This is a genomic window from Haematospirillum sp. H4485, assembly GCF_012102745.1.
Lineage (GTDB): Bacteria > Pseudomonadota > Alphaproteobacteria > Rhodospirillales > Rhodospirillaceae > Haematospirillum.
Genome location: NZ_JAAVSY010000006.1, coordinates 35,389 through 49,131, shown reverse-complemented (window position 1 = coordinate 49,131; position 13,743 = coordinate 35,389). Strand labels below are relative to the sequence as shown.

The 13,743-nt window shown below is 56.7% G+C and carries 12 protein-coding genes; 2 read left to right on the top strand and 10 right to left on the bottom strand.

The window, feature by feature from the left end; all coding sequences use genetic code 11:
• Window positions 1-21: 21 nt before the first annotated feature.
• The 10 genes from HEQ61_RS06085 to HEQ61_RS06040 all read right to left on the bottom strand — a co-directional run bounded on the left by HEQ61_RS06085 (window position 22) and on the right by HEQ61_RS06040 (window position 11,712).
• Window positions 22-1,194, bottom strand: a complete 1,173-nt coding sequence (locus HEQ61_RS06085) for a glucosaminidase domain-containing protein (protein ID WP_168020940.1) — start codon at window positions 1,192-1,194, stop codon at window positions 22-24.
• A 506-nt stretch (window positions 1,195-1,700) separates the two neighbouring features.
• Window positions 1,701-2,249, bottom strand: coding sequence for a NifU family protein (locus HEQ61_RS06080; protein ID WP_168020939.1), 549 nt, complete (start codon window positions 2,247-2,249; stop codon window positions 1,701-1,703).
• 136 nt (window positions 2,250-2,385) lie between these two features.
• Window positions 2,386-2,871 (bottom strand): universal stress protein, encoded by a 486-nt coding sequence (locus tag HEQ61_RS06075; RefSeq protein ID WP_168020938.1) that lies wholly within the window; start codon window positions 2,869-2,871, stop codon window positions 2,386-2,388.
• 17 nt (window positions 2,872-2,888) lie between these two features.
• Window positions 2,889-3,650, bottom strand: a complete 762-nt coding sequence (locus HEQ61_RS06070; protein ID WP_168020937.1) for a TIGR02186 family protein — start codon at window positions 3,648-3,650, stop codon at window positions 2,889-2,891.
• Complete coding sequence (locus tag HEQ61_RS06065) at window positions 3,650-4,573, bottom strand: sulfite exporter TauE/SafE family protein (RefSeq protein ID WP_168020936.1); 924 nt, start codon at window positions 4,571-4,573, stop codon at window positions 3,650-3,652. Before HEQ61_RS06065 ends, HEQ61_RS06070 begins: the two co-directional genes overlap by 1 nt.
• 169 nt (window positions 4,574-4,742) lie before the next feature.
• Window positions 4,743-5,744 carry a tryptophan--tRNA ligase gene (gene trpS / locus HEQ61_RS06060; protein ID WP_168020934.1) on the bottom strand — a complete coding sequence of 334 codons (1,002 nt, stop codon included), beginning with the start codon at window positions 5,742-5,744 and terminating at the stop codon, window positions 4,743-4,745.
• 85 nt (window positions 5,745-5,829) lie between these two features.
• On the bottom strand, window positions 5,830-7,383 hold the full coding sequence (gene murJ / locus HEQ61_RS06055) for a murein biosynthesis integral membrane protein MurJ (RefSeq protein ID WP_168020932.1): 1,554 nt from the start codon (window positions 7,381-7,383) through the stop codon (window positions 5,830-5,832).
• Between the two features lie 185 nt (window positions 7,384-7,568).
• Entirely contained in the window at window positions 7,569-8,312 is a 744-nt protein-coding gene (locus tag HEQ61_RS06050; protein WP_168020930.1) for a Bax inhibitor-1/YccA family protein, read from the bottom strand.
• A 147-nt stretch (window positions 8,313-8,459) separates the two neighbouring features.
• On the bottom strand, window positions 8,460-11,018 hold the full coding sequence (locus HEQ61_RS06045; RefSeq protein WP_168020928.1) for an ABC transporter permease: 2,559 nt from the start codon (window positions 11,016-11,018) through the stop codon (window positions 8,460-8,462).
• Window positions 11,011-11,712, bottom strand: coding sequence for an ABC transporter ATP-binding protein (locus HEQ61_RS06040; RefSeq protein ID WP_245183159.1), 702 nt, complete (start codon window positions 11,710-11,712; stop codon window positions 11,011-11,013). Before HEQ61_RS06040 ends, HEQ61_RS06045 begins: the two co-directional genes overlap by 8 nt.
• On the opposite strand from HEQ61_RS06040, the gene HEQ61_RS06035 reads away from it, so the two are divergent.
• Window positions 11,711-12,436, top strand: a complete 726-nt coding sequence (locus tag HEQ61_RS06035) for an arylesterase (protein ID WP_168020926.1) — start codon at window positions 11,711-11,713, stop codon at window positions 12,434-12,436. The genes HEQ61_RS06040 and HEQ61_RS06035 overlap by 2 nt on opposite strands.
• 296 nt (window positions 12,437-12,732) lie before the next feature.
• Window positions 12,733-13,713, top strand: a complete 981-nt coding sequence (locus HEQ61_RS06030; protein ID WP_168020924.1) for a hypothetical protein — start codon at window positions 12,733-12,735, stop codon at window positions 13,711-13,713.
• Window positions 13,714-13,743 lie beyond the last annotated feature (30 nt).

The following is a 13,743-nucleotide window of genomic DNA, read 5'->3' as shown; positions in this document are numbered from 1 at the left end:
CCTGGCCGCATCACTTTCCGATCAGGGTGCGGGAGAAAGATCAGGAGCGTGGATCAGGTCATCAGGCAAAGCCGCCACTTCTATCGCCCTGTCTGACAAGCGGGCACTGTCAAACGTGCGCAGATCGTTGACCCGTATAATGTTGCGCAACGCTTGGGTATAGGCGGAACCACGCTCTGAATAGCGATGCAGGTAGGGAGCCAAGGCCATGCCTTCAGGCAATGATCCTGCCTTCCGGGCAGAAAAACGGGCCGAACGAAACTCTCCATACGCACTATGCGTATTCAGGTTCACGACATAAGACCGCACAGCATCCAGAAGAGAGGAAAAAGAGGCAATACGCCAACCCGGTGCAATCGGATCCGGATGCTTCAAGCCGCGGGTAGAGGGTGTCCACTGGCCAAACAAGGCATTACCCTGCATGGCAAAGCGCGAGGTTCCCCAGCCGCTCTCCTCAATGGCCTGAGCCAAGGCAATCGAAGGAGGCACAATGTCCATCCGCTTCAGCAACTGCTCCATATTGACAACACGCATGCGATACTCGCGCATCTTGTCTTCCAGCCATAGCGCATCATGCTCGCTGACTGGCATCCCCGCACTGTCTCGTTCGATCAGCCTTTTCAGGCGGGTCCTGTCGCTTTCGATTTCCTCGTTAACGCGCAGGATAACCGGCAGCAACATACGCAGAAACAGGCTCTTGCGGCGTTCAACATCAACGTCGCGCATATCACGGGGAACAGACGGAGAAAAAACGCGCGGCACAGCCGCAACGCCGCTCCTCACGCCATCCAGACCGTAAGACAGTTCCTCATAGAGAGCATCAAGTCGTTCGGCCCGCACATCAGCCGGCGTGGCCAGAGACGTTGGAACCGATGGCTTGCCAACAGGCAACAACAAGGCTGACGGAACGCGCGATGACAAGGAAACCCATGTTCTGGAAACCGATGGCGCCCCCGCAGAAACAGATTCTGATACCGTACGCTCACCACCCGTATGCAGACCCGCCACACCAGAGACCACCGCACTGTACAGGCCACCTACACATGTAAACACAACACCCAACACAGCAATGTTGAAGCGCCGACAGGATCGCTTCTGATACATACACACCTCTTTACCAAGGGCTGCGGCACGTTCAACACGCGAATGAAACGCAAAGATCCTCGGCGCCGCCAAGCCCTGGGCTGTGGGCATCGTACCTTGTAGGGCACAACACCACACAGACCGGTCAACATGTGGTGGGAGATTCTTGCCCTTGATTTAGGGCAGGTGAAACTCCCGTTTTGGTACGCCCTCTGGCCGGGATCTCTGGCCAAACGGGCACCGCACCGGGTTGAACACCGGCTGCACAGGAGCAAAACCGGATCATGACGCCATCACAGAGGCCCACGGCAGCACCGCAGTCCAAGGCATCGGAGGGGAAGCTAATATAAAGTAAAGCACCCCAGGTCAAGCACCTGATCCATGAAAATAGGCAAAAGACAGGCCCATAAAGGGCTATATCCTTGAGAAATATAGGAACACGAAACAGAAATAAATCTCATATACCCCAAGTTAAAAGCCCCTTATTGGCACGATACAAAATTCCAGCAGGGGCCTGATATCAATGATTCGGAGGTGGAAGACACCGGAAAATCAGAACAAGACATCAAAGAGATCATGATAATAAAGTCACATTCAGTCTCTTTACATAACAGAGATTATGAAACAGCTTCGACAGCCCTGACTTCGGGAATAAAATGGCGCAACATGTTCTCGATGCCATGCTTCAGGGTCATTGTTGAACTTGGGCACCCGGAACATGATCCACGCATATGCAGATAAACTGTACCATCACGGAATGCACGGAAAACAATATCACCACCATCGCGGGCCACAACTGGACGCACCCGGGTTTCAATCAGCTCCTTGATCTGTTCAACCAAGGCGGCATCGGCAGGATCAAAACTTTCTTCCTCAACAGAATCATGCGTGACCGGGGCACCCGAGGTAAAGTGTTCCATAATGGCACCCAGCACGAGCGGCTTCAGAACCTGCCAGTCCCTCCCCTCACCACGCGTTACCGTCACAAAATCAGCCCCAAGGAAAATACCGGCAACACCTTCTATTGCGAAGAGGCGGGTCGCCAGCGGAGAGTCCATGGCTTCAGACTCCTGCCGATAATCCGCAGTTCCTGAAGCCATGACAATCCTGCCGGGAATAAATTTCAGGCTATCTGGATTGGGAGTGGATTCTGTCTGTATAAACATGGAAACCTCGGGCTTTTGGCAGTTGGAAGATCACAGGAATCACAAGCATGCTGCCGAAGCTACACCATAATGATCCGGGTTGAAATAGGACTGCTCCAGTCCTGATGTAAGCAGGAGAAAAGGACATAGGTTCGGCTCAGGTCATGCAATCAATTGCATCATCTGTCATGGCACCGGGGACAATCGTGACCGGAATCCGCACAAGATGCGCCAACCGACCTGTCAGGGCGGATACCAGAGGCCCCGGACCATCAGCGCCGGTTCCTGCCGCCAGAACCAGGACACTGATATTCGGCTTATCCTGAAGGAGCTTGAGAAGCTCCTCACTCGACTCGCCCTCGCGGATCAATAAAACAGGCGCGGTACCGGAAATATGCTGAACGTCTGCAGCTAATTCATTCAGATGACTGCTGGCCTGATATCGAAGCTCGTCAGCCATACGCTCCCCGATCAGAGCATAATGCTGGATCTCGCGTGGCTGGATGATACGCAGCAACGCAACCTGCCCGCCTGTACGCCGTGCACGGCGGCAGGCATAGCGCAACGCCGCACGCATTTCCTCGCTTTCATCCACAACGACCAGAAAAGTACGCCGTACACGGCCCTGTGCGCTGTCCCCCATTCGGGTTTCTCCAGCTCTCAGTTACGTCGAAAAACAAGGGTGGCAAACCACCCCGCGCCGGCTGCAGCCAGAATGGCAAGAACGCCATACAGCACGGCATGATCATGAGCAAACAGAAAAATCTCGGCCCCCAATCCGGCCCGACTGATACTGAGTGGCGTAATCTCGGCACTGACAACGCGCCGGTCGCGGACCAAGTAAACTTCCACCATATAGGTTCCGGTTGGCACGTTGGAGGGAAACTGCAGCTCGGACCGGAACAGACGATTGGCCATGTGATCAATCGTGCCAACGGTGGTCAAATAGACCCCGCGCTGAACCTTCAGACGAACCAACGCCTGACGGAAGGGCTCCGTCATATGCGCATCTTCGGTAACGGGTTCGAGAACCTCCAGATTCAAGTAAGATAACCCGATCTGGTGTAATCGTCGCACGCTGTCTGGCAGGATTTCCTCCAGCGGCGCACTGGATGCAACAAGATAGAAGGCAGGCACACTGTCAAACAGGACTGATTCGCCATTGATCCAGATTGGACCGGATTTTGTTTTGCGACGAACGATCTGCTGCTGCGGGGGACCACGCACCACCAGGACAATATCACCAGGACCATCGGTAGCCCCGAACAGAAGCACATCAGTCCCGGAGAATCCGGCATTGATAGCCACCAGATGCTTGGACAAATCAGCCACAACCGGCTGCTGACGGTTCGCATGACACACGCCAGGCAGGGCGAACAGAAGAATGGATAACAGAAGACAACACAGGCGGAGTCTGGACATCAGCCTCCTCCACCCAGAATAAAAAGCTCCTCGGGTTCGACCATCAGATCAAACGCCAGACGAATACAGACAGCCAGCACCAGAAGTGCCAGAAGGATGCGCATCTGCTCGGCCTTGATACGGCTGCCGAAACGGGCCCCGAACTGGGCGCCGGTCACAGCCCCGACAAGCAATGTCAGCGCCAGCATGACATCTACGGTCTGGTTAAGCAGGGCTTGCAGGAAGGCCGTATTGGCACTGACAAAGATCACCTGGAACAGGGATGTGCCGATCACCACCTGGGTTGGCATACGCAGCACGTAAATCATGGCGGGAACGGCAACAAAACCACCACCAACCCCCATGATCGCAGCCAGAACCCCGACAAGAACCCCGACAAGAAACGGTGGAATCACAGAAATATAAAGCCGGGAACGATGAAACGTCATTTTCAGCGGGAGTCGGTCTGCCCAGTGACCGTGCTCTTCCTGTATGGCATCGCGAGGAACATGTCCCGGGCGGCGGGCACGCCAGGTTGCCAACAGGCTTTCGCCCAGCATAAGGGAGCCGATCGTCCCCAGAAACACGACATAGCACAACGCAATCGCCAGATCGATATGACCAACAGACCGAAGCCAACGGAACAGGAAAACCCCTATTCCTGATCCCGCCAGACCACCGACAAGCAGAACCATGCCCATACGGACATCAACATTCCCCCGTCTCCAGTGCGCCATAACCCCGGCAACAGACGAAGCCACAATCTGGTTGGCCCCGGTTCCGACCGCAACAGCAGGCGATACCCCCAGAAACATCAGCAACGGGGTCATCAGAAAACCGCCACCAACACCAAACAAACCTGAAAGCCACCCGATAACGATCCCGATCCCGAGAACGAGAAAAATATTTACCGACATTTCAGCAATCGGGAGATAGACCTGCATTCAGAGTCCCCGGTGTTCGCGAAAGTCTGCTGGAAAACAAGAACAGGGTATTTCTTCTGTTGTACCCTGCACCGAAGACAGTCACAGCAGAAACATCTGTAGTGAATGATAAAAGACCCCACATCTTGGGAAAGACGTGGGATCCGAAGACAAGAATGTTTCCCGTCAGTTAAGGTCGCAGGAACCCGACAGTATCGTAAACCTCATCAAGAATGGGGCGTGCCAGGACAGAGGCTCTCTCTGCACCGTCACGCAGGACAGAGTCGATATAAGCAGGGTCAGCCACCAGTCGCCGCCACTCCGCACTGACCGGGGCCAGCTCGGAAACCAGAAGGTCCGTCAGCATGCCCTTGAACACGGCAAACGACTGCCCCCCGACATCGGCCAAGGCCGCCGCCTTGCTGATTCCTTTCAGGGCGGCAAAAATGGTCACCAGGTTGTCGGCTTCGGGCCGGTTGGCAAGCCCGGCCACAACCTCGGGCAAGGGATCGGGGTCCGTGCGGGCCTTGCGGATCTTCTGCGCAATGGCATCGGCATCATCGGCAAGATTGATACGTGAATAATCCGACGGATCAGACTTGGACATCTTCTTGGTGCCGTCACGCAGGCTCATGACCCGGGTTGCCTCTCCCAGGATCAAGGGCTCGGGAACGGGGAATAAATCCACACCAAAATCGTTGTTGAACTTGATTGCAATATCCCGGGTCAATTCCAGATGCTGTTTCTGGTCTTCCCCGACCGGCACATGCGTTGCCTTGTACAGAAGAATATCTGCCGCCATCAAGGTTGGATAAACATACAACCCGACAGAAGCATTCTCGCGATTCTTGCCGGCCTTGTCCTTGAACTGGGTCATCCGGTTCATCCAGCCGATACGGGCAACGCAGTTGAAAACCCACGCCAACTGGGCATGACCGGGAACGGCAGACTGATTGAAAAGAATGGATTTCCCGGGATCAATACCGGCCGCGATATAGGCTGCTGCCAGTTCCCGGATGGAACGGTGAAGTTCCTTGGGATTCTGCCAAAGGGTAATCGCGTGCTGGTCAACAACACAGAATACACAGTCAGAGAAGTCTTTCTGTAGCGTTACCCAGTTACGGATTGCCCCAAGATAGTTGCCCAGATGCAAGTTTCCGGTAGGCTGTGCGCCGGAAAAAATACGTTTCATCATACGATCCTGTTATCAAGAAGCAAACCCTGCACCCGGCAAGCCCGTCAGCAGGCGGATGGGATACCCTACACAGGGCACACGATCAAGCATGGGGTTGGGAGCGACGCATGGCCCGCAAGTAGGCCAGATCCTCACGCCGGACGGAACCACAAAGGAAAGCAGAAAGAAAGAAAACAACAAGACCCGCCACAATCTGCACCACTAACACACCCCATGATAGAAGCGGGATAAACAAGGGGATGGCATAACCCACGGCATAGACAGCGCCACCCATAAGGCTGGTTGCAAGAAGGGTACGGGGAAGACGCTGTAACAGGCGACGGTCCATGCGATAGTGCCCGCGACGCCAGAGAACAATGCCCAGAAGCATGGCATTGACCGTACTGCCGATAGCCGTTGCCAGCGCCAGCCCGACATGCGCCATGACCTGCATCAGGACAAGGTTCAAGATCACGTTGATGCCAAGCGCCACAGCCGCAATCCGGAATGGCGTGGACGTATCACCACGGGCAAAGAAACCCGGGGTAAAAACCTTGACCAGAACATACGCCGGCAGGCCAAGGCAGAACGCTGTCAATGCTGCTGCCGTAGCCTCTGTGTCTGCAGCGGTGAAGGCCCCTCGCTCGTACACCAAGGCCACAATGGGCTCAGCCAGAAGCACAAGCCCCACCATGGCCGGCAGGGTCAACAGAAGGGACAGCTCCACCCCACGGTTCTGACTGTCCAGTGCCGCAGCCTCGTCTGAAGCGGCCAGCTGACGGGACAGAACCGGCAACAGGGCTGTTCCCATCGCAATACCAACCACGCCAAGCGGCAGCTGGTTCAGGCGGTCGGCAAAGTTGAGCCAGCTGATGGAACCTTCCGGCAAGAGTGAAGCGAGCACAACGTCAATCAGAAGGCTGACCTGATACAACCCTGCCCCGAAGGCAACAGGGACAATCCGGATCAGCAAAAGGCGAACCTTGGGCGACAGGGAAGGACGGACCAAACGGGGCAGGAAGCCGACTCTCCACGCAGAGTGCAACAACCACAGAAACTGGACAACCCCCGCCAAGGCCGTTCCCCACGCCAAGGCATGACCCGGCGTGGGCGTAAAATCCGACAACCAGACCAGTCCAGCCATGCTGACCACATTCAACAGGACCGGCGTTCCTGCTGCGGCAGCAAACCGGCCAAGGGAATTCAGGACCCCGGACAGCAATGAACACAGGGAAACAAAGAACAGATACGAGAAAGTAATACCGGCCAGATCAGAGGCCAACTCATGCTTGCCCGGGATCTCGCTGAAACCAGGCGCAAAAACGTGCATGACCCAAGGCATGGCAATCATCATAAGGGCGCTGAACAGCCCCAGCACCAACGCAAGAAAGGAGAAGACCCGATTGGAAAAGACCCGGGCACCGTCTTCACCCTCCTGCTCCAGCGTTGCCGAGAACAAGGGGACAAACGCAGCCGAGAAAGCCCCCTCGGCAAACAGGCGACGGAACAGGTTTGGCAGCTTCCAGGCAACATTGAAACAGTCCGTTACCATGCCGGCGCCCAGGTAATGGGCAATCAGCGCCTCACGCGCCAAGCCGGTAAACCGCGACAGCAAGGTAAAGAAACCAACAATCGATACCGAACGAAGCAAAGCCATAAAGTAAAAACCTGCATCAGCGCAAAGACGGCGGAAGTCTAGGACAGGCCACCACCAAACACGAGGCTAAATCCACCCACCCATTGATCCCGCTGTTACGGAAATCACGACCAGACAAGAAACAAGGGGGCCCCCGACACTCCGAAAGCCCCCCTGAGATTGAGATATGGTAAACGTGAGAGTTCTTATTCGCGGTTCTGACCAAAGAAGCGGAGCAGCATCAGGAGCAGGTTGATAAAGTCCAGATACAGGGTCAAAGCCCCCATAACCGACTTTTTCAGGGCCATGTCATGGCCGTCAGCTTCCAGATACATTTCCTTGACCTTCTGGGTGTCATAGGCTGTCAGGCCAGCAAAAATGATCACCCCGACAACAGACAGCATCCAGTGCATGGCCGAACTGGCCAGGAAGATGTTGACCACACTGCCAATGATCAGACCAATCAGGCCCATGGCCATAAATGCGCCCATGGCATCAAGGCTGCGCCGCGTGGTGTAGCCATAAAGGCTCAGACCGGCAAAGGAGGCCGCAGTAATGAAAAACACGCGGACAATCGATGTCTCGGTATAGGTGAAGAAGATACTGGCCATCCAGACGCCATTCAGGGCGGCATAAGCCCAGAACAATGCCTGGGCCGTTGACGACTGGAGAGACGCAATCCGGAATGACATGAAAAAGGCCAAGCCAACAGAGACCAGCATCGCCCCCCATACCAGCATCGAGGGCTGCATGCCCTGCGGACCGGCGCTGAAGAAAACACTGCTCAGACCCGTATTGGCCACCAGCCAAGCCACAATCCCGGTCAGGGCTACGCCAGAAGCCATGTAATTGTAGACCCGCAGCATATAGGCGCGCAGGCCGGCATCAATCTCGGCGACGCCAGCGACCGAATCCGCCCGGGTCCAGGTGTTGCGGTTCTCAAGGTTCATGAAACCCTCTCTTGAAAGACAAAAAACAAGCACTGTCCCTATGAATATGGCATGGAATCAGGGCAACGCAACAAGAACCGGACACGCCCGGTACGGTTTTCAGGAGCCACAGGAAAAGCCCTGCTACCAACGGATCAGGTCCATTCCCTACTCATGCCGAAGAACAACTGCGGGTTTACCGCTCAGGGCCAGCAGCCCGCTGGCAAGGCCACCAGCCAGCACCAGGATCAACCCTCCACAAACAATGGCAAAGGTCACACCGGGCATAAAAACCCACTGGGATCTCATCACATCCTGCAGAACAACACGGGCTGCAACAGTCCCCACACCGGCAGACACAAAACCGGTTGCCACACCGGTCACACCATACTCCAGCATCCATACCTTCAGGAGGGTTGCCCGGGTTGCCCCCAGAACCTTGAGGATAACAGCGTCACGCACACGATCCTTGTGACCGGCCGAAATCGCGGCAGACAAAACAAGAAGACCGGCAATAACGGCCAAAGATGCCGCCAGGCGAATAGCATATGAAGCACGATCCAGTATCGATGCGACACTGTCCAGGGCTTCCTTGACACGGATCGCCGAAACGGATGGCAAGGCACGGACAACTGCACGCTCCAAGGCATCCTCGGACCCCGGGGCGGCATAAACCGTGGCAATCCAGGTCCGGGGCACACCTTCAAGGGCACGGGGGTTGAAAACAAACGCAAAGTTCAGGGACAAGGTGGACCAGTTGATCTCCCTCAGGCTGCCGATCCGGACATCCATATTCCGCCCCAGAATGCTGAATGTCAGGGAATCGCCCACCGCAACTCCAAGCCCACGGGCAACATTTGCAGCGACAGACACCAGCGGTTCTCCGCCATAATCCTGTGGCCACCATGCACCGGCAACCAGAACCGACCCTTCCGGAGGATGGGCCGATGTGGTCAGGCCACGATCACCGCGCACCGCCCAGCGCACCTCCGGATCAACAGATGCCTCGTCGACCGGCTGCCCGTTGACAGCAACGATACGACCACGCGCCATATCCGCCGTGCCGGTGATACGAGCTGCGGGAACAGCTTCCACCTCGGCACGGAATGCGTCCAGGTTGGCTGTCTGAAGATCGATAAAGTAGAAGGCGGGAGCGGTATCCGGAATCCGTTCACGGATCTGCTGGTTGAGGTTCACCTCGATCAGCGCCACGGTTGCCAGAACAGACAGCCCAAGCCCCAGAGAGAGGACAACCGGAACCGTTGGCGCCCCCGGGCGACATACATTGGCAAATCCCAGACGCAGGAGCGGTGCACCACGAAGCACCACCCGGGATGCAAGCCATATGACAGCCGCAGCAGCAAGGCGGAACAAGCCAAAAGACACCAGCGCACCGAGGACAAAGCCAATGGCGACATCACGACGTTCGGCTGACAGGATCGTCAACATAGCCAAGGCAAGCGCACACAGGATAATAACCGGAACTACAAGCCCACGGGGGCGGAAGGAAGAGTCCACGTGCACGCCACGAAACAAGGCTGCGGCTGGCACCTCGCGACACCGCGCCAAGGGCCAGAGGCCAAAGACGGCTGCAACCAGCAACCCGGCGGCAGCGGCCTGAAACAGAGGCACAGGCCAGATCCCCAGAGGCAACGCGACAGGAAAAAAGTCGGCCAGCAGGAAACCAACCACCGCAGGAACAGCGGCGGCAGCAAACATGGCGGCACCAACCGCACACAAGGCAAGGATGGAAACCTGTAACATATAGATGCGGAAAACCAGGGCGGACGATGCCCCAAGTGTTCGCAGGGTTGCGATCGTTGCCATGCGCGCCCCAACAAATGTGCGAACAGCATTGGCAACACCAATACCACCGGTCAGCAAGGCTGTCAGACCAACCAGGGACAGGAACAAGGTCACATTCCCCAGAACACGCCGCACATCGGGAGCAGCAGCATCCAACCCCCGCACCCGCCAGCCGGAACCGGGAAAGGCTGCCTCCAGCTCCCGCTCTACATCCGCCGCGTCCAACGGCTGTGGCGTTTTCAGACGCAGGGCTGTGCGGACCAGGCTGCCAGGCATCTCCAGACGCGTGGCCTCCCATCCCTCCGGCGATACGATCAGGCGCGGACCAAACGCCATAACCGAGGCCGCCCGGTCTGGTTCCGCCGTTATCAGGGCACGCAATTGCAAGGCTGTCTCACCAAGCTTGAACGAGTCTCCAACCTTTATGTCCAGCCGATGCGCTAGGGACGAATCAGCTACAGCTCCGAACACACCCGCACGCCTGTCCAGAAGGGAAGCAAGAGGTTCATCCGGCTCCACGCCCATATCACCATACAGGGGATAAAGGCTATCCACAGCCTTCAGCTCAACCATGGCAACCTTGCCTGTCCCGACCGAGCGGGCCATGGCCCTCATTTCACGCACCTCGGAAACAATCCCGTACCGCGCCAGAAACTGGCGCTGCTCAACACCCGGACGCGTAAGGCTCTGTTGCAGCTCCAGATCTCCCCCCAGAAGAGAACGGGCACCGACAGATAATCCGGCCTCTACAGCTGAACGCACGGAACCAGACGCAGCAATGGCAAAAACACCCAGGAACAAGCAGGCAATCATGACCCGTAAACCCTGCAACCCTCCGCGCAGCTCGCGGCGCGCAAACCGAAGGGCCAAAGACCAAGGCCTGATATTATCCCTGTCATGCGGGGAACTATTATCAGGCATGGGACACCAGCCGCCCATCTTCCAGATGCACCGTGCGGTCACACCGTGCCGCCAGGGCGGGGTCATGGGTTACCAACATCAGGGACGTCCCGTTGCGGCGGCGATGGTCAAACAAAAGATCCATGATCATGGCTCCCGTTGCCCCATCCAGGTTACCCGTTGGCTCGTCAGCCAGCACAAGGTCCGGAGAGACGGCAAAGGCACGGGCCAAGGCAACGCGTTGCTGCTCTCCCCCGGACAACTGGGCTGGAACATGATGCAGGCGATGACCAAGCCCCACGGCCTGTAAGCCATCACGGGCACGCTCGAATGCCTCTGTTGAACCCGCCAGCTCCAGGGGAATGGCAACATTCTCCAGAGCACTCATTGTCGGAACAAGATGAAAGGACTGAAAAACAACCCCGACATGATCGCGTCGGAATACAGCCAATGCGTCCTCGTCCAGCGGGCCGATATCCTGCCCACAAATCCGCGCAGATCCCGATGTAATCCGCTCGAGTCCGGCGGCAACCATCATCATGGTCGATTTCCCTGAACCCGAGGGGCCGACCACAGCCACGGCCTCACCCTTGTCAATGCGAATCGAAACACCACGCAGGATATTGACCGGACCGGCAGGACCCTTCAGGCTGACATGGATATCGTCAAGCATGACGGATGCTTCCCTTGACTGAAGGCCCGGACCGGATACCATGGCTCTTTTTCCCCACCTGCCTGCCATAGCCCGCGTTGCCGGGGCTGCTCTTTTCGCATATGCGGCAATACTGTCTCCTGTCAACGGGACAGGGCGTGCTGTCCACGCGGCAGACACAGGACCAAGTTCGTCGCGACCCAGACTGATGGCACTGGGAGACAGCCTGATGGCCGGTTACAACCTGGCGCCGGGGCAATCGGTCCCCGATCAGCTGGCACGTCTTCTGGAAGAAAAGGGGATGCCCGTCACCATGATCAATGCCGGTGTGTCGGGAGATACTTCTGCCGGGGGACTGGCCCGCCTTGACTGGATGCTGAAGGAAAGCCCCGATATTGTCATGGTGGGCCTTGGGGCCAACGATGCCTTGCGAGGGATCAACCCAAAGGACACACGCGTCAATCTGAACACGATTCTTCACCGGCTACACAGGGATAACATCGCGGTTCTCCTGCTTGGCATGCTGGCCCCCCCCAACATGGGCAAAGAGTATGCAACAGAGTTCAACGCAATATTTCCAGAGCTGGCGGTAATGCACAGCGTTCCCTTGGTTCCTTTCTTTCTGGACGGGGTAGCTGGAAACCCCAATCTTCTTCAAGCAGACGGCATGCACCCGACAGAAAAGGGAACAGAGGCAATCGCGCGACATATACTCCCATGGGTTGAATCCCTTGTGACCAACAGAAAGTGGACACCCCGGGAAGGCATGGATAAAAGTCATCACTGAAAAGGCGAATTTTGTCTGGATCGACAACAATAATCAAAGAATGACAGATTATTATAAACACTCTATCCCCCATGAATAACAGTACATCAAACAATTATTCATATGATCAGGTTATAATGAATCATGGCATACGGACTGTTTATTTTAGAAAACTCGACAGCATCTGGAAAAGGCAGATTTTATTCTGTATAGTGTGCCTGTGGGAATTCCAAGAAACGGGCTTCCCTGTCCCGGAGCGTCTCTCGTAAGGGAGATAGAGGTCGGGGCGGAGTTCAGGACAACGGAGGCAGAAGGCCATGACTAGTCCTGTCGAACGTCTGCGCACAGCGGGCGCGCCATTCCCGCAGCCTCCCGTCCGCAGGGAAGATGTTGAGGCTCAGCGGGTTCAGACGACAGAAAACATACAGACGGCCAGTGCTGATCGTTTCAGTGGAAACGGGGCTGACAGCAACGCCGGATCAAACCGCCAGACTCCGGAAGAAGTTGCGCTGCGGGTTCAGAGTCTTCTGGCCCGGGCCGATGATATCCAGCGCGCACGGGTCCAGGTCAGTCTGGCACGCGATGACATTGGGGATGTGGCACGAGATACGCCCAAGACTCTGGCCGAGAACAGCCCCCGTAAAGCAGAGGCTGCGCTTGCGCGTATAGCCGAGGCAGGCAATGCCATACGCAAGGCTGCCGACTTGCTCGCCTCGGCTGCAGCCGGCTCGGGTGTGTCTGTTGACCTTGAAGCCACCGTGCCAGCCGAAGACCCGCGCCTGGTTCCGGTATCAGGTTCTACCGCAGCTACTCCCGTCGTCTCCGAAGCAGACAAGGCAGCGGCGCGGGCAGCAAGCGCCCTGAACGAAGCCTTGGGTAAACAAAGCCGAAGGCTGGAAATTGTTCCGGAGCCAACGCCTGCCGATATCACAACCGGTGCCACCGAGGATTATTTCCCCTATGGCCTGCCCATACAGGACAGCGGGACTCCGGCTCCACAATCACCTCCTCCCAAAACAGAGGCCGAGCTTGGCGCTGTTGTAGCCAAGGTCCTGAAGGATGCCAGCGCTGGTATCAAGCAGGGGCAAGCCGTTCTGGAGTCGCTGAGCAACGCTGTACCGCCGGAGCAGGACACGCGTCGTGTTTATGAAACACGCGTCCGGCAAGCGGACCAAGCCTTGGGAGTTGCTGCCTTTGCCTTGGCACAGGCGGTGGTTCAGATTGGTGGCGGGCAGGTGCAGCCGCAACGCAACACTTCAAGTTCCAGTGGCAAGGCACGCCTTGACCTGAATATCTGAGACCAGGAGCGAGTATACAGCTTTGTGGCT